The 21279-nt window shown below is 68.9% G+C and carries 22 protein-coding genes; 10 read left to right on the top strand and 12 right to left on the bottom strand.

Annotated features, from left to right (window positions below):
* Positions 1-86 precede the first annotated feature (86 nt).
* Positions 87-1049 carry a malate dehydrogenase gene (mdh, locus tag ACETK8_RS01620; RefSeq protein ID WP_374037772.1) on the top strand — a complete coding sequence of 321 codons (963 nt, stop codon included), beginning with the start codon at positions 87-89 and terminating at the stop codon, positions 1047-1049.
* Between the two features lie 192 nt (positions 1050-1241).
* Here mdh and ACETK8_RS01615 read toward each other — a convergent pair whose 3' ends face one another.
* Together ACETK8_RS01615 and zapE are read right to left on the bottom strand one after the other, a co-directional pair.
* Positions 1242-1778 (bottom strand): YbjN domain-containing protein, encoded by a 537-nt coding sequence (locus ACETK8_RS01615; protein ID WP_374037771.1) that lies wholly within the window; start codon positions 1776-1778, stop codon positions 1242-1244.
* 186 nt (positions 1779-1964) lie between these two features.
* Positions 1965-3062 carry a cell division protein ZapE gene (zapE, locus tag ACETK8_RS01610; RefSeq protein WP_374037770.1) on the bottom strand — a complete coding sequence of 366 codons (1098 nt, stop codon included), beginning with the start codon at positions 3060-3062 and terminating at the stop codon, positions 1965-1967.
* Positions 3063-3230: 168 nt separating this feature from the next.
* On the opposite strand from zapE, the gene ACETK8_RS01605 reads away from it, so the two are divergent.
* Positions 3231-4277 carry an aspartate-semialdehyde dehydrogenase gene (locus ACETK8_RS01605; protein WP_374037769.1) on the top strand — a complete coding sequence of 349 codons (1047 nt, stop codon included), beginning with the start codon at positions 3231-3233 and terminating at the stop codon, positions 4275-4277.
* Between the two features lie 128 nt (positions 4278-4405).
* Positions 4406-5329, top strand: a complete 924-nt coding sequence (gene rarD, locus ACETK8_RS01600) for an EamA family transporter RarD (RefSeq protein ID WP_374037768.1) — start codon at positions 4406-4408, stop codon at positions 5327-5329.
* On the opposite strand, the gene ACETK8_RS01595 is transcribed toward rarD, so the two are convergent.
* Together ACETK8_RS01595 and ACETK8_RS01590 are read right to left on the bottom strand one after the other, a co-directional pair.
* Positions 5330-6475 carry a serine hydrolase domain-containing protein gene (locus ACETK8_RS01595; protein ID WP_374037767.1) on the bottom strand — a complete coding sequence of 382 codons (1146 nt, stop codon included), beginning with the start codon at positions 6473-6475 and terminating at the stop codon, positions 5330-5332.
* Positions 6476-6494: 19 nt separating this feature from the next.
* On the bottom strand, positions 6495-7709 hold the full coding sequence (locus ACETK8_RS01590) for an NAD(P)/FAD-dependent oxidoreductase (protein ID WP_374037766.1): 1215 nt from the start codon (positions 7707-7709) through the stop codon (positions 6495-6497).
* Positions 7710-7921: 212 nt separating this feature from the next.
* Between ACETK8_RS01590 and greA the strand changes: the two genes are divergently transcribed.
* Together greA and ACETK8_RS01580 are read left to right on the top strand one after the other, a co-directional pair.
* A complete protein-coding gene (greA, locus tag ACETK8_RS01585; protein WP_374037765.1) occupies positions 7922-8398 on the top strand; it encodes a transcription elongation factor GreA in 477 nt (158 codons plus the stop codon).
* Between the two features lie 159 nt (positions 8399-8557).
* Entirely contained in the window at positions 8558-8719 is a 162-nt protein-coding gene (locus ACETK8_RS01580; RefSeq protein WP_374037764.1) for a hypothetical protein, read from the top strand.
* Between the two features lie 151 nt (positions 8720-8870).
* Here the strand turns inward: ACETK8_RS01580 and prfA are convergent, their stop codons facing one another.
* Entirely contained in the window at positions 8871-9938 is a 1068-nt protein-coding gene (gene prfA, locus ACETK8_RS01575; RefSeq protein WP_374039447.1) for a peptide chain release factor 1, read from the bottom strand.
* A gap of 187 nt (positions 9939-10125) precedes the next feature.
* Between prfA and ACETK8_RS01570 the strand changes: the two genes are divergently transcribed.
* From ACETK8_RS01570 to ACETK8_RS01560, 3 genes are all read left to right on the top strand, one after another.
* Positions 10126-10749 (top strand): response regulator, encoded by a 624-nt coding sequence (locus tag ACETK8_RS01570; protein ID WP_374037763.1) that lies wholly within the window; start codon positions 10126-10128, stop codon positions 10747-10749.
* Positions 10750-10839: 90 nt separating this feature from the next.
* Positions 10840-11619, top strand: a complete 780-nt coding sequence (locus tag ACETK8_RS01565; protein ID WP_374037762.1) for a sulfite exporter TauE/SafE family protein — start codon at positions 10840-10842, stop codon at positions 11617-11619.
* A gap of 72 nt (positions 11620-11691) precedes the next feature.
* A protein-coding gene (locus ACETK8_RS01560; RefSeq protein ID WP_374037761.1) for an IS5 family transposase occupies positions 11692-12446 on the top strand; the annotation gives its coding sequence in 2 pieces (ribosomal slippage) (positions 11692-12034 and positions 12034-12446; 756 coding nt in all).
* A gap of 29 nt (positions 12447-12475) precedes the next feature.
* On the opposite strand, the gene ACETK8_RS01555 is transcribed toward ACETK8_RS01560, so the two are convergent.
* The 5 genes from ACETK8_RS01555 to ACETK8_RS01535 all read right to left on the bottom strand — a co-directional run bounded on the left by ACETK8_RS01555 (position 12476) and on the right by ACETK8_RS01535 (position 19110).
* On the bottom strand, positions 12476-12841 hold the full coding sequence (locus ACETK8_RS01555; protein WP_374037760.1) for a DUF333 domain-containing protein: 366 nt from the start codon (positions 12839-12841) through the stop codon (positions 12476-12478).
* 11 nt (positions 12842-12852) lie between these two features.
* Positions 12853-13989 (bottom strand): flavodoxin-dependent (E)-4-hydroxy-3-methylbut-2-enyl-diphosphate synthase, encoded by a 1137-nt coding sequence (gene ispG / locus ACETK8_RS01550; protein ID WP_374037759.1) that lies wholly within the window; start codon positions 13987-13989, stop codon positions 12853-12855.
* Between the two features lie 226 nt (positions 13990-14215).
* Positions 14216-15379, bottom strand: a complete 1164-nt coding sequence (locus tag ACETK8_RS01545; protein WP_374037758.1) for a helix-turn-helix domain-containing protein — start codon at positions 15377-15379, stop codon at positions 14216-14218.
* A 136-nt stretch (positions 15380-15515) separates the two neighbouring features.
* On the bottom strand, positions 15516-17768 hold the full coding sequence (ptsP, locus tag ACETK8_RS01540) for a phosphoenolpyruvate--protein phosphotransferase (RefSeq protein ID WP_374037757.1): 2253 nt from the start codon (positions 17766-17768) through the stop codon (positions 15516-15518).
* A 67-nt stretch (positions 17769-17835) separates the two neighbouring features.
* Positions 17836-19110 (bottom strand): aspartate kinase, encoded by a 1275-nt coding sequence (locus ACETK8_RS01535; protein ID WP_374037756.1) that lies wholly within the window; start codon positions 19108-19110, stop codon positions 17836-17838.
* Positions 19111-19167: 57 nt separating this feature from the next.
* Here ACETK8_RS01535 and ubiG point away from each other — a divergent pair, with 57 nt between their 5' ends.
* Positions 19168-19971, top strand: coding sequence for a bifunctional 2-polyprenyl-6-hydroxyphenol methylase/3-demethylubiquinol 3-O-methyltransferase UbiG (gene ubiG, locus ACETK8_RS01530; RefSeq protein WP_374037755.1), 804 nt, complete (start codon positions 19168-19170; stop codon positions 19969-19971).
* A 99-nt stretch (positions 19972-20070) separates the two neighbouring features.
* Complete coding sequence (locus ACETK8_RS01525) at positions 20071-20295, top strand: hypothetical protein (RefSeq protein WP_374037754.1); 225 nt, start codon at positions 20071-20073, stop codon at positions 20293-20295.
* Here the strand turns inward: ACETK8_RS01525 and ACETK8_RS01520 are convergent.
* On the bottom strand, positions 20292-20798 hold the full coding sequence (locus tag ACETK8_RS01520) for a GNAT family N-acetyltransferase (protein WP_374037753.1): 507 nt from the start codon (positions 20796-20798) through the stop codon (positions 20292-20294). The genes ACETK8_RS01525 and ACETK8_RS01520 overlap by 4 nt on opposite strands.
* On the bottom strand, positions 20783-21238 hold the full coding sequence (locus tag ACETK8_RS01515) for a DUF6265 family protein (RefSeq protein ID WP_374037752.1): 456 nt from the start codon (positions 21236-21238) through the stop codon (positions 20783-20785). Before ACETK8_RS01515 ends, ACETK8_RS01520 begins: the two co-directional genes overlap by 16 nt.
* Positions 21239-21279: the final 41 nt, after the last annotated feature.

Raw genomic sequence — 21279 nt, 5'->3', positions numbered from 1 at the left:
CCGCCCGCCGACGATTTCTGATATCGCAACGCAACAACCGGCCTCAGCGCCACGGCGCGACCGGCCACCAGGACGGAGACTGCTCTATGGCTCGCGCGAAGATCGCCCTCATCGGCGCCGGTATGATCGGCGGCACCCTGGCCCACGTGGCCGCGCGCGAAGCCCTGGGCGACGTGATCCTGTTCGACATCGCCGAGGGCACGCCCCAGGGCAAGGCGCTGGACATCTTCCAGGCCTCGGCCGTGTTCGGCGCCGACGTCTCGTTGAAGGGCGCCAACGACTATGCCGACATCGCGGGCGCCGACGTCTGCATCGTCACCGCCGGCGTGCCGCGGAAGCCCGGCATGAGCCGCGACGACCTGATCGGCATCAACCTGAAGGTCATGAAGGCCGTGGGCGAAGGCATCGCCAAACACGCCCCGAACGCCTTCGTGATCTGCATCACCAACCCGCTCGACGCCATGGTCTGGGCGCTGCAGAAATTCTCGGGCCTGCCCAAGGAGAAGGTCGTCGGCATGGCCGGCGTGCTCGACTCGGCCCGCTTCGCCGCCTTCCTGGCCGAGAAGACCGGCGTCTCGATCCAGGACATCCACGCCTGGACCCTGGGCGGTCACGGCGACGACATGGTGCCGATGGTGCGCCACTCGACCGTCGGCGGCCTGAGCCTGCCTGACGCGGTGGCCGCCGGCTTCCTGACGCAGGACGAGCTGGACGCCATCGTGAAGCGCACGCGCGGCGGCGGCGGCGAGATCGTCGCCCTGTTGAAGACCGGCTCGGCCTTCTACGCCCCGGCGGAATCGGCCATCGCCATGGCCAAGTCCTATCTGCTGGACCAGAAGCGCGTCCTGCCTTGCGCCGTCTGGCTGTCGGGCGAATACGGCCTGTCGGACCTCTACGTCGGCGTGCCCGCCCTGATCGGCGCCGGCGGCGTCGAGAAGATCGTCGAGTTCACCACCAACGACGAAGAGAAGGCGATGTTCGCCAAGTCGGTCGAGTCCGTCCAGGGCCTGATCGAGGCCTGCAAGGTGGCGGACGCTTCGCTGGCCTAAAGTGATCGGCTCCCTCTCCCCTTGCGGGAGAGGGAGGCCGCGCACGGTCGCGATAGCGGCCGTTCTGGCGCGGGCGGGTGAGGGGTGAAACCGCCCTCACCGCCTGCCGTCAGCAAAACCCCTCACCCTTTCGCGCAAGGCCGCTCGCGATGCTCGCGGGCGCTCAAACCCTCTCCCGCAAGGGGAGAGGGTTCAGTTTGGCGCGGTCGCCGCCGCCCCTTCCGGCGTCGTCACCGTGCGGCCGAGGTCCATGGACAGGCTGCGCCAGACCTGGATCGGGTCGTCCAGCTGCTCGGGGCCGGCGCCCCGGCTGAGGAGGACGTCGTACTGGGCCACGGCCTGGGCCTCGCCGCCGGCCGCCTCGGGCTCGGCGTAGAAGGCCTTCACGAAGCGGCGGCTGCCGTTCCAGCGCGAGATGATCTCCGGCGTCGCATTGGGGCCCGAGAAGGCGGCCGTGAACTGGACGTCCGGGCAGCTGCCGTTGGTGCAGGAGAACAGGGTCGCGACCCAGCGGAACTCGCCGTCGGTGACGCGCAGATAGACCCGGTCGGCGTTCATCTGGGGCGGGGCGACCGTCAGGCCGGCGGCGGTCAGGCGGCCGGTGATCTCCGCCACCGTCAGGCCGCTCCAGCGCGCGGGGGCGGCCTGGGTCGCGGGCGCCGCGGGGGCCGTCTGGGCGAAGGCGGGACCGGCCGCGAGAAGGGCGACGGCGAAGGCGGCGAGTTTCATGGGGGCTCCGTGGTCTTGCTGGAGCCTAGGTCTTCCACCCATCCCCGTCATCCTCGGACTTGATCCGAGGATCGGACGTTGTGCGGGACAGATGGCTGAAGAAGGGCGAGGTCGGCGGGCTGTACCGGAGACCCGGACCCGGAACATCCGATCCTCGGATCAAGTCCGAGGATGACGGGCGAACGATCAGTCCTTGTGCTCGGCCTTGTCCAGCCAGTCCTGGGACGACATCTCGTTCAGGCGAGAGACCGTGCGTTCGAACTCGAAGGCGCCGTCGCCTTCCGGATAGAGGGCTTCGGGCGTGCCTTCCGCCAGGGCCACCAGACGCGTCTTCGCCTCATAGAGGGCGTCGATCAGGGTCACCAGCCGACGGGCGGAATGGCGGTTGTGGGGCCCCAGAAGGGGAATGTCGTCCAGGAACAGGGTGTGGAATCGCTCGGCGATGGCCAGATAGTCCTGCGGCCCCAGGGGCTGTTCGCAGAGCTCGGCGAAGGTGGCGCGGGCCAGGCCTCCGGCGGTGCGCCGGATCACCACGTCACGGCCCAAGACGGCCAGATGGGCCGGGCATTCCGGCATCTCGCCCTTCAGGTCCTCCCACAGCCGGTCAAAATCGGTGCGGCCGTCGGCGTCGAACCAGACGCGCGAGGCCTTGATCCGGTCGAGGCGCCAGTCGCGCGCGCCGGTCAGCTCCAGCACCTCGCACTGGGTCTTGATGCGCTCGATGAAGGGCACGAACAGCTGGCGGTTGATGCCGTCCTTGTAGAGGGCGTCCGGGGCCCGGTTCGAGGTGATGCAGACCACCACCTTCCTCGCGAACAGGCCGTCGAACAGCCGGCCCAGGATCATGGCGTCGGCGATGTCGGTGACCTGAAGCTCGTCGAAGCAGAGCAGCCGGGCCTCCGAGGCGATCAGGGCCGCGACCGGCTCGATGGGGTCGTCGCCCTTGTGCGTGCCGAAGACGGACTGGCGGGTCTTCCTGTCGCCCTCGCGCCACTGGCGGATCAGGTCGTGGACCCGGGCCATGAAGGCATGGAAATGGGCGCGGGTCTTTCGGGGCTCGGGCACGCCGGCGAAGAAGAGGTCCATCAGGATGGACTTGCCGCGTCCCGGAGGGCCCCAGAGGTAGAGGCCCTTCACCTCGCCCACCCCGCCGAACAGGCCGCGCTTGCCGAGGTCCTTCTCCAGCCGGGTCAGGGCCTCGATGGCGGACGTCTGGGCCGGGTCGGCGGTCAGCACGCCCGACTTCAGGCGTTCGGCATAAGCACGGGCAATGTGAGAAGGCATGGAACTGGGGCTTAAACGCCCCGCTTGCCGCTGAAAAGCGGTTGCTTCGCACACGCGAAAGCCTAAATGCCACCGTAGGAGAGCAAGTCTCTCCCGACCTCCCCCTATCGCGCTCAAGCAGCAAGCGACCGCGTCGCGAGCGTTAGCGCGTCCGAAGGACCAAAAAGAATGGGCTATTCCGTCGCTATCGTGGGCGCCACCGGCAATGTCGGGCGCGAAATGCTGACCATCCTCGAGGAACTGGAGTTCCCCGTCGACGAAATGCACGCGGTGGCCTCGCGAAAATCCAAGGGCGTCGAGGTCGCGTGGAAAGACGGCGTCGTCAAATGCGAGGTCATCGACAGCTTCGACTGGTCCAAGGTGGACATCGTCCTGATGTCGGCCGGCGGCGACGTGTCGCGTGAATGGTCCGAGAAGATCGGCAAGGCCGGTCCGATCGTGATCGACAACTCCTCGGCCTTCCGCAAGGACCCGGACGTGCCCCTGATCGTGCCGGAAGTGAACCCGGACGCGGTCAAGCTGGCCACCAGGAAGAACATCATCGCCAACCCGAACTGCTCGACGGCCCAGTTGGTCGTGGCGCTGAAGCCGCTGCATGACGCGGCCAAGGCCAAGCGCGTGGTCGTCTCGACCTATCAGTCGGTCTCGGGCGCCGGCAAGGAAGGCATGGACGAGCTGTGGAACCAGACCAAGGCCATCTACGGCCTGGGCGACGCCACCCCGAAGAAATTCCCCAAGCAGATCGCCTTCAACGTCATCCCCTACATCGGGTCCTTCAACGAGGACGGCTACACCGACGAGGAAGCCAAGATGTGGAACGAGGTCCACAAGATGATGGACCCGGCGATCAAGCTGACGGTCACCTGCGTCCGCGTGCCGGTCTTCGTGGGCCACTCCGAGGCCGTGACGGTCGAGTTCGATCGGCCGATCAGCCCCGACGAAGCGCGCGCCATCCTGCGCGAGGCGCCGGGCGTGCTGGTGATCGATAAGCAGGAGCACGACGGCTACATCACCCCGGTCGACGCTGCGGGCGAGCACGCCGTCTATGTCTCGCGCATCCGCAAGGACCACACGGTCGAGAACGGCCTGGTCTTCTGGGTGGTGTCGGACAACCTGCGCAAGGGCGCGGCCCTGAACGCCGTCCAGATCGCCCAGCTGCTGGACGAGACGGGCACGATCAAGCCGAAGAGCGGGTATCGCTCGCTGACGGTCTGATCCCACGTCACCCTCGGCCCCGTGCCGAGGGCCCATTGTTCCGACGCACCCTTCGCGCCGAGCTCGCAATCCCGAGGATCCAGCGGTTGACTCATGGATCCTCGGGACAAGCCCGAGGATGACGGTTCGTGAGTAACGCCTCCCCCTCCCCCGCCCGCGCCGCCTTCCTGTCGGCGGTGGGTTGCTATGTCCTGTGGGGCTTCATGCCCCTGCTCTTCATGGGCCAGGCGGCGATCGGGTTTTCCGCGCCTGAGATCCTGTCCCACCGCGCCCTGTGGTCGGTGCTGATCGCGGGGGCGCTCGTTCTGTTCGCCGGTCAGTCGAAACAGGTGAGGGCCGCGCTGGGCCAGCTGAAGACCCTGGCCTGGCTGGCGCTGGCCACCGTGCTGATCGCCCTGAACTGGGGCATCTACGTCTGGGCGACGACGCATCACGCGACGCTGGAGGCCAGCCTCGGCTACTACATCAACCCGCTCCTCAACATGATCGTGGGGCTGTGGCTGTTCCGCGAGCGGATCGACAAATGGGGCTGGGTCGCCATCGGCCTGGCCGGCGTGGGCGTGCTGTTCCAGGCGCTGGCCCTGGGTCGGCCGCCGTGGATTTCCATCGCGCTTGCTTTGAGCTTCGGCGCCTATGGCGTCATCAAGAAGCGGATTCCCGTGGACGCCCAGGCGGGGCTGTTCATCGAATGCCTGCTGCTGCTGCCCTTCGGCCTGACCTTCGTGATCTGGCTGCAGGCGCATGGGCTCGGCCACGGTTTCGCGACCTGGGAAGGCTTCGGCTGGGCTCTGCTGAACGGGCCGATGACGGTCTTCCCCCTGGCCCTGTTCGCCTGGGCGGCGCGGCGTATGCCCCTGTCGACCATGGGCTTCGTCCAGTTTCTGGCGCCGACCATCCAGTTCATGATCGGCGTGGCGACGGGCGAGGCCTTCACCCCGCTGCGCGCCGTGTCCTTTGCCTTCATCTGGCTGGGCGCCGGGGTGTTCGCCCTGGCCGCCGTCTTCCGGGCGCGGGCGGCGCGGCGTGCGATGGCGGTCGCCGAACCCGTCTGATCAGAAGGCCGAGTAGAGGGCCTCGATCAACCGTTGAGCGCGCGGGTCGCCGATGAGATAGGGCGACTGGCGGGTCATGGCGTAGGCGGCCGAGAGCTTCACGTCCGGATCGGCCATGACGCAGCTGCCGCCCCAGCCGCAGTGGCCGAGCGCATCCGGGTTGGGGCCGAAGATGTTCAGCCCCTCGTTCCGCATCAGCCCCGCCGCCCAGGTGATGTCGTAGGGCAGGACCTTGTCCGGGCCGGAGACGCGGGCCTTCGTCGCCTCGGCCATTACGGCGGGGGACAGGATGGTCTTGCCGTCCAGCCGGCCGTCGTTGGCGAAGACCCCCATGGCGCGGGCGAGGCTGAGGGCCGTGCCGTGCAGGTTGGCGGACGGGATCTCGATGGAGCGCCACTCCGCCGAGCCACGCCCGCCGGGAGCCGAGCCCTTGTCGAGGAAGGCGGCGGTCTTGATAGCGTCGATGGGGCCGAGGTCGGGAGCCTTGGAGGGTTTGCGCAGCGCCGCGACGCGGCCGTGCTGGTCCTCCGGCAGGCCGATCCACAGGTCGAGATCGAAGGGGGCGGCGAAGTCCTGACGCAGGGCCTGACCCATGGTGCGGCCGTCGGCGAGGCGGTGGACCTCGTTGGCGAGGAAGCCGACGGTGACCGGGTGATAGCCGGAGGCGGTTCCGGGGGCCCACATCGGGGCCTGGGCGGCCAGCTTGTCGAGCACGGCGCGCTGGTCGAACCAGATGGCCGGATCGACGGGTTCGGAGAAGCCGGGCAGGCCGTCCTGGTGGGACAGCAACTGGGCGATGCTGACGTCCGCCTTACCGTTCGCGCCGTAAGCCGGCCAGACGTGGGCGACCTTTTCCTCATAGGCCAGCTTGCCGCGCTGGACGGCCGAGGCCATCAACAGGGCCATGATCGCCTTGCCCGAGGAGAAGACGGGCACGAGGGTGTCGTCGGTGAAGGGCGTGGCGTCGCGCGGTTCGGCGACCCCGGCCCAGAGGTCCAGCACCGTCTCCCCGGCGATGACCACCGAGAAGCGTGCGCCCTGTTCGTTCAGCCCGTCGGGGGCGTCGGTGAAGTTGGCGGCGAAGGCGTCCTTCACCGCGTGGAAGCGCGGCGGGCAGAGGCCGGAAATCTCGGGAGCACTGGTCATGACGGCGGGTTCTATCGGCCTATTGCGACGCCCGCCACCGCAGGACGCCATTGGCCGCCACGACGCCGGAGGCCAGGCTGGCCTGAAGCAGATAGCCGCCGGTCGGCGCCTCCCAGTCGATCATCTCCCCGGCGACGAAGACGCCCGGTCGGGCCGTCAGCATCAATGTTGGATTCAAGGCGTCGAACCGGACGCCTCCGGCAGTGGAGATGGCGCGGTCCAGCCCCTGGACGCCGGTCAGCTTCAGCCGGATGGCCTTGATGCGCTTGGCCAGTTTGGGCGCGCCCGGCGGGACCTCGCCGATCTCGCGAAGCACGGCGATGGCGACGGGCGACAGGCCGCCGGCCTTCCTCAGATGGTTGGTGACGCTGTCCTTGCCGCGCGGACGGGCGAGCCGTCCGGCCAGGGCCTCTTCGGACAGGTCTGGCCGCAGATCGACGACGAGGGTGGCGGATCCTTCCGCCGCGATGGCCTCGCGAAGCGCCGCCGACAGGGCGTAGATCGCCCCGCCCTCGACCCCATAGCGGGTCACGACCAGCTCGCCCCGCACGGTGCGGTCGCCGAAGGTCAGGGTCGCGGGCTTCAGGGCCTGGCCGGCGAACCGCTCGATCAGGATGTCGGACCAGGCGACGTCGAAGCCGGCGTTGGCGGGGACGAGGGGGGCGACGCCGACGCCCTGATCCTCCAGCACCGGAACCCATTGGCCGTCCGAGCCCAGCCGGGGCCAGCTCGCCCCGCCCATGGCGAGGATCGTCGCGGCCGGATGTTCGATCCGCTCGCCCTCGGGGGTGTCGAAGATGAGGGCGCCGTCGCGCCAGCCGGTCCAGCGCGACCGGGTGCGGATCTCGACGCCGAGGTCCGCCAGCCGCGCCAGCCAGGCGCGGAGCAGGGGCGAAGCCTTCATCGCCTTGGGGAAGACACGGCCGCTGGAGCCGACGAAGGTCGGCTGGTCCAGCCCATGCGCCCATTCGGTCAGGTCGTCGGGCGAGAAGGCGTCGAGCCAGTCGGAGATCGGCCCTTCGGCCTCGGCGTAGCGGGAGAGAAACGCGTCCTGCCCCTCCGTATGGGTGAGGTTCAGCCCGCCGCGTCCGGCCATCAGGAGCTTCCGCCCCACCGAGGGCATCCGGTCGTGGACGACGACCGGGGCGCCGGCCTTCGCCAGGGTCTCGGCGGCCATCAGGCCTGCGGGCCCGGCCCCGATGATGTGGACGGCGGTGTCGGTGGGATCGGTCATGCGCGGGGGTGTAGCCTGTCTCCTCCCCGTCGCGAAGCGCGCCGACGAGGTGGCTCGGAGCGAAGCGGAGTGGAGGAAGGGTCGCATGCGACCCGACGACGGGAGGGTTCTTTCGGCGTGCACCCAGAACCCCTCCGTCTGCTCGCAAGAGCTCGCATCCACCTCCCCATTCGCCAAGTGGCGAACGGGGAGGAGACAGGCTACAGAACCCCATGAGCGTCGCCTTCACGCGCGAGGAGGATCTGGAGGCCACGGCCGCCGATCTGCCGGACCGCCCCATCTCTCCGCATCCCAATCTGGTGACGGCCTCGGGCCTCGCCGCGATCGAGGCCGCCCTGGCCGAGGCGCGCGCCGCCTGGGCGGGGGCGCAGGCGCAAGGGTCGATCGAAGCCGACCGCACCGCCATGGCGCGGGCGACGCGGGACCTGCGCTACTGGTCGGCACGGCGGGCCAGCGCCCAGCTGGTCGAGACCGAGGCGGATGGGCGGGTGCGGTTCGGCGGATCGGTCACCATCGAGCGCGAGGACGGCCGGACCCAGACCTGGCGGATCGTCGGCGAGGATGAGGCGGATCCGGCGAACGGATCGGTCAGCCACGTCTCGCCCCTGACCCGCGCCCTGATCGGCAAGACCGTCGGCGACGAGGCGGTGGTCGCGGGCCAGACGGTCGAGATCGTCGCGGTGGACTGAACCTTCTCCGTGCGCTCCAGCGAAGGCTGGAGCCCAGATCTCAAACTCAGACAGCCTGGACGAAGATCACGACCTCGTTGTCACGCGCCGCCTTTTCCATCTGGACCCCAGCCTTCGCTGGGGTGCACGGTGAGTTAGAGAAGAAGGAGTCCCCCGAACATGGCCAGAAAGCCCAACTACGCCTTCGAGCGCCAGGAGCGGGAAAAGGCCGAGGCCCAGAAGGCCGCCAAAAAGGCCGCGCTGAAACAGGCCCGCAAGGAGGCCAAGGCGCGCGGCGAGGACGTCGACGATCCCGATTGGGCGCCACCGGGCGAAGAATAGGGGGTCTCCTCCCTGTCGCGAAGCGATGGGGAGGTGGCTCGTAGCGAAGCGGAGAGACGGAGGGGTTCTTTCTGCGTGCACCTAGAACCCCTCCGTCAGCTCGCGAAGAGCTCGCTGCCACCTCCCCATGCTCCGCACGGGGAGGAGACGATCAAGCGAACTCGGCTTCCAGATCGGCCAGACGCGCGGCCTGATCCTCGGCGATCAGGGCGTTCAGCAGGGGGTCGATGTCGCCTTCCATGATCTGCGGCAGGCTGTGCAGGGTCAGGTTGATGCGGTGATCGCTGACCCGGCCTTGCGGATAGTTGTAGGTGCGGATCCGCTCGGAGCGGTCGCCGGAGCCGACCTGGGACTTGCGAGCGTCGGACCGGGCCTGATCCTTCTGCTGGCGCTGCAGGTCGTAGAGGCGGACGCGCAGGTTCCGCATCGCCTTGTCGCGGTTGACATGCTGGGACTTCTCCGAGGACGTCACCACGATCCCGGTCGGGAAGTGGGTGATCCGCACGGCCGAGTCGGTCTTGTTGACGTGCTGGCCGCCCGAACCCGAGGCGCGGAAGGTGTCGATGCGGATGTCCTTGTCCTGGATGTCGATCTCGACGTCCTCGACCTCGGGCAGGACGGCGACCGTGGCGGCCGAGGTGTGGATGCGCCCTTGTGTCTCCGTGGCCGGAACGCGCTGGACGCGGTGGACGCCGCTCTCGAACTTCAGACGGCCGAAGACGCCGTCGCCGGTGACGGTGGCGATGATCTCCTTGTAGCCGCCGGCGTCGCCCTCGGTGGCGCTGTCCAGCTCGACCCGCCAACCGCGCGAGGAGGCGTAGCGCGAGTACATGCGAAACAGGTCGCCGGCGAAGATGGCGGCTTCGTCCCCGCCGGTGCCGGCGCGGACTTCCAGCACGGCCGAGGCGTTCTCGTCGGCGTCGCGCGGGGCCAGCAGAAGGGCGACGTCCCGCTCCATGTCGGGCAGGCGGGCGGAGAGGGTCTCCAGCTCGTCGGCGGCCATGGCGGCCATCTCCGGGTCCTCGGCCATGGCCTTCAGGTCGTCGATCTCGGCGCGAGCCTTGCCGAGCGCCAGGACGGCGTCGGCGACCGGCTTCATCTCGGCGTGCTCCTTGGACAGGCGCACGATCTCCTGACCGTCGGTGGCCGCGCCCATGCGCGCCTCCACCTGGTGGAAGCGGTCCAGGACCTGGTCGAGCTTGATCTGGGGCAGGTGCAAGGCGGTTTCCGTCGAAGAAGCGAGGCGCGGTCTTACTCCGGCGGGATGCGGGCTGTCGATGCGCCGCGCCGGATCGACGCGGTCACGCACTGTTGTCACGCTTGTGAAGCGCGATGACGTTGGCGTCAGAACGGTTACGCCGGGCCCCCTCGCGCATTAGGTCCCCCCGAAGCAGAGGGAGCTTTTCATGTTCGACGGATCCATCACCGATCACACGACGGCCAACGACAAGGCCAATCTGGACGCCATCCTCAGCCGCTACGACGCCCTGATGGCGGCGCCCGAGACGATGACGCCCGAGGATGCGACCGATCTGGCGGCCTTGGCGGGGATTTTCGACCTGGACGCCGGACGCGCCCCGACCGAGCTCTGGCCCGAGGTGCGGACGGTCCTGACCGCCCAGGCGCCGCGCGTCGTCGAAAACCCCGTCTTCACCCAGGACGCGACCGCCCTGACCCTGCTGGTGGTCGAGGACGATCCGGAGATGGCCCAGGACCTGACCGCCCTTCTGGTCGAGGCCGGGCATGACGTCGTCGGCCCCTTCCACAGCGCCGAGGCGGCCGAGGTGGCGGCGGGTCTGCATACGATCGACGTGGCGCTTCTGGACATCAACCTGTCGGGCGCGACGGACGGCGGGACCCTGGGGCGCAGCCTGAAGTCGCGCTGGGGGCTGAAGGTCGTCTTCCTGTCCGGCGACGTCACGGCGGCGGCCAGCCACGCCGACATCGCCGAGGCCATGGTCATCAAGCCCTATCGCGGCGCCGACGTCCTGGCCGCGCTGAAACGGGTCGCCGATGACGCATCCGTGTGACGGCGGGCGCAACGCAATCCGGTGAGAGCGGTTGTGCCGGGAACGGCGACGCTTGAGGGCGCGCACGACGGCATCGTCTTCGGGGGCTGAATGGATACGTTTTTGCTGTTTCTGTTCGTGGGGCTGTTCGCCCAGGCGGTCGATGGCGCCCTGGGCATGGCCTACGGTGTGATCTCGTCGTCGGTGCTACTGGCCTTCGGCGTGCCCCCGGCGACGGCCTCGGCCAGCGTGCACGGGGCGGAGGTCTTCACCACCGCCGCCTCGGCCGGATCGCACATCTGGCACAAGAACGTGGAATGGCAGCTGTTCATCCCCCTGGCCATCGCGGGCGTCATCGGCGGGGTGCTGGGCGCCTATGTGCTGGCGGGCATCGACGGGGACACGATCAAGCCCTTCATCGTGGTCTATCTGGCCCTGATGGGTCTGTGGATCCTCTGGCGGGCGACGCGGGACATCAAGCCCCGGCACATCCGGCCCAGCTGGATCGTCGCGCCCCTGGGCGTCATCGGCGGCTTCTTCGACGCCATCGGCGGGGGCGGATGGGGGCCGACCGTGTCGTCGACCCTGGTCGGGGTGGGGGCCGAGCCGCGCCGGGCCATCGGCACGGTCAATACGGCCGAGTTCTTCGTCACGGTGGCCATTTCGGCGACCTTCGTCTGGGCCCTGGTGACCGGCCACTGGCGGGATGCGGAGGCTCTGACCAACCACGCCTCGGCGGTGGCGGGTCTGGTGGTCGGGGGACTGCTCGCGGCGCCCTTCGCCGGCTACATCACCAAGACGGTGCCGCAGCGCGTCCTGACCTATGCGGTGGGCGGCCTGTTGCTGTGTCTGGCGACCTTCCAGGGCCTGCAACTGGCCGGGGTGCTCTAGGGTCCAGACCCATAAGCGGGATTCCCAGATCGGGCGAAGCGTGATTCCCTGCTTTGAGGCAGGAGGACGAACATGGCTTCAGAGTTCTGGTTGACGGATGCTCAGTTCGAGCGGCTTCGGCCGTTTCTGCCGAGCAAGCCTCGTGGCGTGCCCCGGGTCGATGATCGACGGGTGATCTCGGGAATCGTTCATGTGCTGATCAGCGGCGGGCGCTGGATCGATGCGCCGCCGATCTACGGCCCTCGCAAGACGCTCTACAATCGCTGGGTCCGTTGGGCCAAGGCGGGCGTCTGGATGAGGGCGTTCGAAGAGTTGGCGGCGTCGGGCGGGCCGCCGGCCGAGCTGATGCTGGACTCGACCTGGGCCAAGGCTCACCGCTCGGCGACGGGCGGAAAGGGGGGGCTTCGGCCAACGGCATAGGTCGCTCGCGCGGCGGGCCGACCACCAAGCTGCACGCCCTGGTCGATGGATTGGGGCGGCTCGTCGCCTTCATGATCACGCCCGGCCAGCGCGGCGACGCACCGGTCGCGGCCGACCTGATCCAGGCCGCGCCCGCGTCAGCGACCCTCGCCGCCGACCGGGCCTACGACAGCGACGTCCTGAGACGCCTGCTGCTGGCGCGAGGCACGACCCCGGTCATCCCCAACGCGCCTTATCGCAAGCGACTGCACCCCTTCGACCCCGAGCCTTACAAGCGAAGGAACCTCGTCGAGCGCGCCTTCTGCCGTATCAAGGACTTCCGCCGCGTCGCCACTCGATACGACAAGCTCGCCTGCACATACGCAGCCGCCGTCGCCCTCGCGGCCATCATCGTCTGGTGGTTATGAGTCTGGACCCTAGGGGCGGATGGCCCCCGTCAGCCGCCGGTCTTGCCGCTCTTGGCGTGACGGCGGCTTTCCTGCGGCGGCCTCGGCGTGACCGGCTCCCCGATGGAGGGGCCGTCGCGGTTCACGGCGCAGCGGTGATCCTGGAACAGGACCCATTCCTCGCAGACCCGGCCGTCGGGCAGGGTGCACATGCCGGACTGGCCGTCCGGGCCGTCGACGATCGACAGTTCGCCGCCGAACAGGTCGCCGCAGGCGACGGAGGCGGGATTGGCCATGCCGATCACGGGCGCGGGCGGGGCCTCGGCGGCTTCCGGGGGCGGGGCGGTCCGGGTCTCGGGCGCGGCCGTGCAGGCCGTCGTCAGAAGAAGGGCGGCGATCAGTCCGGCGATGCGCATGGCGGGTCGTCCTATTCGGCGGCCTGAAGCGCCGCGTCGCGGGCCGCGTTCAACTCCGCCGCCTTGGCTTCGACCAGTTCGACGATCTCGTCGACCATTTTCGCATTGTCGAGTTTGTGGGCGATCTTGCCGTTCAGATAGACCATGCCCGCCCCCTTGCCGCCCCCGGTGAAGCCGATGTCGGTGTACAGGGCCTCGCCCGGGCCGTTGACGACGCAGCCGATGATCGACAGCGACATCGGCGTGGCGATGTGGGCCAGCTTCTCTTCCAGAATGCCGACCGTCTCGATGACGTTGAAGCCCTGACGCGCGCAGGACGGGCAGGCGATGATGTTGACGCCCCGGTGGCGCAGACCCAGCGACTTCAGGATGTCGAAGCCGACCTTGATCTCCTCCACCGGATCGGCAGCGAGGGAGACGCGGATGGTGTCGCCGATCCCGGCCCACAGCATGGAACCCATGCCGATAGCCGACTTGATCGTGCCGGTGCGCAGCGGACCCGCCTCGGTGACGCCCAGGTGCAGCGGGCAGTCGATGGCCTCGGCCAGCTGGTGATAGGCGGCGACCGTCAGGAAGGGGTCGGACGCCTTCACCGAGATCTTGAACTCGTGGAAGTCGTGGTCCTGCAGGATGCGGGCGTGGTTCAGCGCGCTCTCGACCATCGCGTCGGGGCAGGGCTCGCCGTATTTTTCCAGCAGCTCCTTCTCCAGCGACCCGGCGTTGACGCCGATCCGCATGGAGCAGCCGTGGTCCTTGGCGGCCTGGATGACTTCCTTCACCCGGTCGGCGTTGCCGATATTGCCCGGATTGATGCGGAGACATGCGGCGCCGGCCTCGGCCGCCTCGATGCCGCGGCGGTAGTGGAAATGGATGTCGGCGACCAGCGGGACCTTGGCGGCTTTGGCGATGGTCTTGAACGCCGCCGTCGACTCCTCATCGGGGCAGGAGACGCGGACGATGTCGGCCCCGGCCTCTTCCAACTCGCGGATCTGGCCGATAGTGGCGTTGGCGTCCGAGGTCGGGGTGTTGGTCATCGACTGGACGCTGATCGGCGCGTCGCCCCCGACCGGCACATTGCCCACCATGATCTGGCGGGACTTGCGGCGCTCGATATGGCGCCAGGGTCGGACGTGGGTGTGGTCGCTCATGACGGGGTCAATATAGGCGCGGGCGCGAGACAAGGCCATGACGGCCCGGCACGAACATCTCCCTCCCCTCGGGGGAGGGTCGTCGCTTTAGCGACGGGGTGGGGCGGCCGGGCGGCGTGGCGACGGGCGGTAGGGATTTGGGGTCCGTGGGGGCCTTGCCTTGCCGCCCCCACCCGGTCTCCGCTTCGCTCCGACCACCCTCCCCCGAGGGGGAGGGAGAGGATCGTTACCGAACCGGCGTGAGCGCCTGCTGTCCCGTCGCCACCGTCTGGACCACGGCGGCCTGGGTCTGGGCGGCGGCGCGGGCGGCGGCGGCCTGGGCGGCCTGGGTCTCGGCCTCGATCCGGGCGGCCGTCTGGCGGGCCATGGCGGCAGCGCGGGTGTTGAGCTGGTTCAGCGGGGTCAGGACGCCGGTCAGGCCGCCGCCGTGCTCGCCGTTCAAATAGACGTCGAAGGCGGTCGGGTCGGAGACGTCGATGGTGGCGGCCACGCCGATGGGCGCGCGCCAGGCTTCGCCGGCGGCCAGTTGGCGGGCGAACAGGACCTGACCGTCGCCCAGACGCACGACCAAGGCGCCGGCCTTGCGCGCCTGAAGCACGACCTGGGAGGCGGTGGCCGAGGCGCCGTAGATGGCGCCACGCGGGTTGAAGGCGGCCTGTACTGGGGCGCTCGGAGCGGCCGTGGCGGCGGCGATGGCGGCCGTATCGGCCGGGTCGATGCCGGTCAGCTGGGCCTCGAGACCCGGGGTGATGTAAAGGGCCGGCACCGTCTGATCGGCCGGGGCGGGCTGGGGGATGCTGACGCGCAGATGTTCCTGGCCGGGCACGTCGCCTAGGCTCCAGCTTTCCGGGATCTCAGCGATGTCCGAAGGCTGGGGCGCGCGCATCAGGCTGACGCGCTGGAACACGTTCCAGCCGATCACGGCCACGAGCAACAGGGCGATGCCGCCGATGATGCGCGGCGAATAGCGGCGGACCTCTTCGAAGGCGACGCCGGTCGGGGCCTGCAGCGGCACCGAGCCGTCCGGGGTCTCGCGCTTGTAGCGCTCCACGGCCAGCTGTTCGTCCAGACCCAGGGCGTGGGCGTAGGCGCGGACATAGCCGATGGCGAAGACGCGCGACGGCAGGACCGACTGATTGTTCTCTTCCAGGGCCAGCAGATAGCGTTCGTGGACGCGGGTGTCGGCGGCCAGCTCGGCCATGGACTTGCCCGAGAGTTCGCGGGCCTTGCGCAGGCCGTCGCCCAGAGTCGCAGCATCGGTGATGGAGGGCACAGGGTCCTTCCAGTCCGGGTGAGCCCGAAACTCGTCGGGGACATTCCCCGTATCCAGCGCCATGACGCCCTGCCCCACAATCGGGTCGATCGCGACTTCCGACCGATCCGTACTCAACCAGGGACCTTCTACCACATTGGTGAGATCGTCCCTGCCTCCCCCCGGAGGCACACGCATATCGTCTTGTGGATAACCCATTTCAGCCGCCGGTTCAACGTCTTGTTAACGGTGAATCGATCCCTTTCGGGACCCCTCACAGACCGACGTTCAACTTCCGGGCCAGACTTTCGATCTCGCTGCGAATGGAGCCGGCCGAGGAGCCGAGCAGGTTGTTCATGCCGCGTTTGGCCGCCGTCAGGTCGGTCGACAGGATCATGCGCTTGACCGGCCCGACCCCTCCGGCCGGGGCCGACAGGCGGGTGAAACCGAGGCAGATCAGGGCGAAGGCCTCCAGCGGACGGCCGGCCAGCTCGCCACAGACCGAGACCGGCGTGCCCGTTTCGAGACAGGCCTTCTGGATCGACTGCAGCGCGCGAAGAGCCGGCGGCGAAAGGGGGTCGAACCGGTCCGAAACCAGGGGATTGGTCCGGTCGGCGGCGTACATGTACTGGAACAGGTCGTTGGACCCGACCGAGACGAAGTCGGTCAGGGGCAGAAGCGCGTCCAGATGCCAGAGCAGGCTCGGGCATTCGATCATGGCCCCGACACGCAGGGTGGCGGGCAGGGGGCGGCCCCGACGGCGGGCCCAGTCGCATTCGACATCGACCAGTTCGCGGGCCGCGCGGAACTCGTCCACCGTGGCGATCATCGGGAACATGACCCGCAGCTCGCGCCCGGCGCCCGCCGCCAGAAGGGCGCGCAGCTGGAGACGCAGCAGGGAGGGCCGGTCCAGACCCAGGCGGATGGCGCGACGGCCGAGCGCCGGATTTTCCTCCCGCTCGGTGGTCTCCATATAGGGCAGGACCTTGTCGCCGCCGATGTCGAGCGTGCGGAAGGTGACCGGCCGGTCCCCGGCGGCGTCCAGAACCAGCTTGTAGAGCTCGGTCTGGGAGTTCAGGCGCGGCAGCTCTTCCGAGACCATGAACTGGAACTCGGTGCGGAACAGGCCGATGCCCTCGGCGCCCGTCTCGTCGAGGTTCTCCAGATCCACCGCCAGACCGGCGTTGGTCAGAAGGCTGATGCGGGCGCCGTCGGCGGTGACGGCGGGAACGTCGCGCAGCTTGGCGAACTCGGCCTGACGCTGTTCGCGCACGGCCATGCGCGACTGGACCGATTCCAGCATGTCGGCGCGGGGACGCAGATGGGCCTCGCCGGTCTCGCCGTCGACGATGACGAGGTCGCCCTCGCTGAGGCGGTCGCGGACGCCCTGCAGGCGGCCGACGCACGGAATCTGCAATGCGCGGGCGACGATGGCGGCGTGGCTGGCGGCCGAGCCCTCCTCGATCATCAGCCCCTTCAGCTTGTGCCGGGGGTATTCGAGCAGGTCGGCGGGGCCGAGGTTCCGGGCCACCAGAATGGCGTCGTCCGGCAGTTCGCGCTCGCCCGGATTGTCGCCGGCCAGGACCCGCAGCAGACGGTTGGCCAGGTCCTCGAAGTCGTGCAGCCGTTCCTTGATATAGGGGTCGCGGGCCTGGGCGAAGCGGGCGCGGTGCTCGTTGCGGACCCGGTCCACCGCCGCCTCGGCCGTCAGACCGCCGCGCACGGCCTCCTCCAGCGACCGGTTCCAGCCCCGGTCGTCGGCGAACATGCGGTAGGTTTCCAGCACCTCGAACGACTGGCCCGACAGCTTGCCCTGACCGCCGTCCAGCAGGGCGTCGATGGAGGCCTTCAGCGTCCGCAGCCCTTCGCGCAGACGGATTTCCTCGACCTGCTGGTTCTCGGCCAGCAGCCGTTCGGGGGCGAGCGGGGCTTCGTGCAGGACGACGTGACCGAAAGCGAGGCCTTCGGCGAACCTCTGGCCCTTGATGCGTTCCGGGCGGTGGGGCGCGACCTCGACGTCCCGCAGCTCTTCCTGGGCCAAGAGTTCGCCCGAGGCCACGGTCTCGGCCAGAACCATGGCGATGGTCTGGATGTCCTCGACCTCGTCGTCGTCATAGCGACGCTCGGCCCGGTTCTGGACGACCAGCACCCCGATGGCCCGGCCGCCGCGCAGGAGGGGGGCGCCGAGGAAGGCGTGATAGGGGTCTTCGCCCGTCTCCGGCCGGTAGGCGAAGCTGGGATGCGAGGGCGCGTCCGACAGGCTGATCGGCTGGGCCAGGCGCGCGACCTCGCCGACCAGACCCTCGCCGGGCTTCAGCCGGGTGTTGTGGACGGCGTCGGGGTTCAGGCCCTGGGTGGCGAACAGTTCCAGTTCGCCGGACGCCCGCCTCAGATAGATGGAGCAGACCTCGGCCACCATCGACTGGGCGATGGTCCGCACCACGACGTCGAGCCGCCCTTGAGCCGGGCCGCCGTCGGCCATCGCCTCACGGATCTGGCGCAGAAGGACACGGGGTCCCCTGGTCATCGATCCGCCCGCTATGGCCATCCCGTCTCCCTGTCCGATCCCCAGATGGGGACGGGTTCAGTCAATACTATACCGCTTCCAGCCCATAGGCCGAATGAAGCGCCCGCACGGCCAGTTCGGCATAGGCGGCGTCGATCAGGACGCTGATCTTGATTTCCGAGGTCGAGATCGCCTGGAACTTGATCCCCTTGTCGGCCAGGGCCTTGAACATGGTCTGGGCGACGCCCGCGTGACTGCGCATGCCGACGCCGACGACCGAGACCTTGGCCACGTCCTCGTCGATGCGGATTTCCTCGAAGCCGATCTCGGCCTGGGCCGCGCGCATCAGATCGGCGGCGCGGGTGGCGTCGCGGCGGCCCGTGGTGAAGGTCAGGTTGACCGCGCCCTCGGTGCGGGCCTGGGACTGGACGATCATGTCCACGTTCACGCTGGCCTCGGCCAGGCGGGTGAAGACGTCGGCGGGGGCGTCGACCCGGTCGCCGAGACCCAGAAGGGTGATGCGGGCTTCGTCACGGCTCATGGTCACGCCGGACACGATGCGTTTTTCCACGATTTCCTCCTCGTCGCAGATCAGGGTGCCGGCCTTGGCGGGCAGATTGCCGTTTTCGTCGGCCTCGATGAAGCTGGAGAGCACGCGCACGGGCACCTGCATCCCCATGGCCAGTTCGACCGACCGGGTCTGGAGCACCTTGGCGCCCAGGGACGCCATTTCCAGCATCTCCTCGTAGGAGACCTTCTCCAGCCGTCGGGCCTTGGCCACGATGCGCGGATCGGTCGTGTAGACCCCGTCCACGTCGGTATAGATGTCGCAGGCGCAGCCCAGGGCGGCGGCCACGGCCACGGCGGACGTATCCGACCCGCCGCGACCCAGGGTCGTGATGCGGTTGGTCGGGGACACGCCCTGGAAGCCCGGAATGATGGCGATCTCGCCGGCGTCGAGCGCGGCGCCCAGGACGTCGCCGGGCACATCGACGATGCGGGCGCGGGCGTGGTCCTCGTCCGTCTTGATCGGAACCTGCCAACCCATCCAGCTGCGGGCGTTGAAGCCCATGTTCCGAAGCGTGATGGCCAGAAGGCCCGAGGTCACCTGTTCGCCCGAGGCGACGACGACGTCGTATTCGTCGTCCGACAGGGGCAGACCGGCGGCGGCCGGGCCGGCGCCGTCGGTCCAGGCGACCAGCTCATTGGTCTTGCCCGCCATGGCCGAGACGACGACGGCGACGGCATGGCCCGCCTTGACCTCGGCGGCCACGATCCGGGCGGCGCGACGGATGCGCTCGAGGTCGCCCATCGACGTTCCGCCGAACTTCATCACCAGTCGCTTGGTCGCGGGCGCCGTCATCGTGCCTGAAATCCCCGTCTTGCCAGAGGGCCGCAAAAGGGGTTCACCCTTGCGGTCATGGCCGCTTCTACCGACCCGTCGCCGCTGCGCAAACCCCAAACGCAGCAGGGTTTTTCAGATATCGCAGAAGGGGCGTCGATCGACCCCGCCGATGTCGCCCGCTTCTCGGCCCAGGCGGCCGAATGGTGGGACGCCAAGGGACCGTTCGCGCCCCTGCACCGGTTCAACCCGGCGCGCCTGGCCTTCATCCGCAGCCGTCTGGCCGAACATTTCGGCCGCGACCCGAAAGCGCGGGATGCGTTCGAGGGGCTCAGCCTGATCGACATCGGTTGCGGCGGCGGCCTGATCGCCGAGCCGATGCGGCGGATGGGCTTTGACGTCACCGCCGTGGACGCCTCGTCCGAGAACATCGGCACCGCCCGCGCCCATGCGGCGGAACAGGGCCTCGACATCGCCTATCGCGCCGCCACGGTCGAACAGGTCGAGGCGGCCGGCGCCGGCCCGTTCGACGTGGTCCTGGTGCTGGAGATCATCGAGCACGTCGCCGATCCGGAGGCCTTCTTGCGAACCTGTTCGCGGCTGGTGGCGCCCGGCGGGATCATGATCGTGGCCACCCTGAACCGGACGCTGAAGTCGCTGGCCCTGGGCAAGATCGCGGCCGAATACATCCTGCGCTGGGTCCCTGCGGGCACCCACGACTGGCGTCAGTTCCTGAAGCCGGAGGAGATTCGGACCATGCTGGAGGGGGAGCCCTTCACCGTTACCGGCCCCTATGGCCTGAACTTCAATCCCCTGTCGGATCGCTGGAGCGAGAGCGACGACGCGGCCATCAACTTCATGATGCTGGCCACGCGGGACTGACGGCGAAGCTTACAGCGATTTCATCTAGATGGCGGACTTGTAACGGGATTCCGACGCCGCCGGATGGCATCGAGGCTTCATCGCAATGGAGACCTCCCGATGAAACGCCTTCTGATCCTCGCCGCCGCCGCCTCCGCCGCCGTCCTGACCTCGGGCTGCATCATGGTCAACGGTGCCGACATCTCGGACGACACCGTCTGGCACGGCAACAACGCCCAGCCCTTCGATCAGGCCCGCGCCGAGTGCCGGGCGGACAATCACGGTCGTAACGTCGAACGCGCCTTCCGCGACTGCATGGCGCGCAAGGGCTGGAGCCGCAGCTAAATCGCTCGGGTCATGTAGCGGGCGTCGGAGCCGTAGCTGGCCAGCTTGGCCGCCATCTCCGACGTCTGCCTGACCTCGAAGCCGTGGCCGCGCCAGAAGTCGACGGCGTCGTTGACGGCGACCAGGGCCACCGTGGCCCAGCCGCCGGCCTTCGCCAGATCGACCACCGCCTGCACGGCCGGCTTCGACCACCCCTGACCCCTTGCCGCCGGGGTCAGGACCAGGTCGTGCAGATAGATCACCTCGGCCTCCGCCGGGATCGCCCCGATCATCGTGTTCAGAACGGGCGCGCTCTCGGCCCGCCACGGATAGGCGATGATGTAGCCCTCCAGCCCCTCCGGCGTCTGGAGCGCGAAACAGCCCGCCGGGTTCAGCGCCAGCCGGTTGGCGAACATCGGCCGCCCCTCGAAATGGTTGGGAAAGCCGATGGTCGCGATCTCGGCCACCCGGTCCAGGTCCGCCTCGGTCATCGGCCGCCAGCCGGTCACTAGGTCGTGGGGCATCTCGTGTTCAACTCGGCCTTGTCGAAGCGCCAGTTCATCGACTGTTCGCGGTCGCCCATATGGCCCTCGATCCGGGCCGTCAGGACATCTCCGGTCCGCTGATAGATGACCCGCTGGGGAAAGTCGTTGTCCAGGTTCTGGAACACCGCGCGACCTTCCGTCGCCTCGATCAGGCCGAAGGCGGTCGGCGGCGCCCCGCCCGGCTGGGCGACATAGGAGAGGACGCCGTTCACCGGGGCGATCCGGGCGAACTCGAACGAGGCCCTTCCTCGCGACATCGTCGCCGCGGCCCCGATCAGGACGCCGCCGCGCGGATCGGTCCAGGTCTCCGAGGCCTCGCGCCCTTGCGAGCAGTCCAGCCAGTAGCCGGCCATCCAGGACAGGTCTGGGCTGGTGGGCGTCGTCTGCAACAGGCCGGCGGCGATCAGGGCGGTCAGCATGGTCTCTTCCTCCGGGCCGCAGCGGGCGGCGATGGGGTCAG

This window comes from Brevundimonas staleyi, assembly GCF_041893865.1.
Classification (GTDB): domain Bacteria; phylum Pseudomonadota; class Alphaproteobacteria; order Caulobacterales; family Caulobacteraceae; genus Brevundimonas; species Brevundimonas staleyi.
This window is presented reverse-complemented; position numbering and strand designations above follow the sequence as displayed.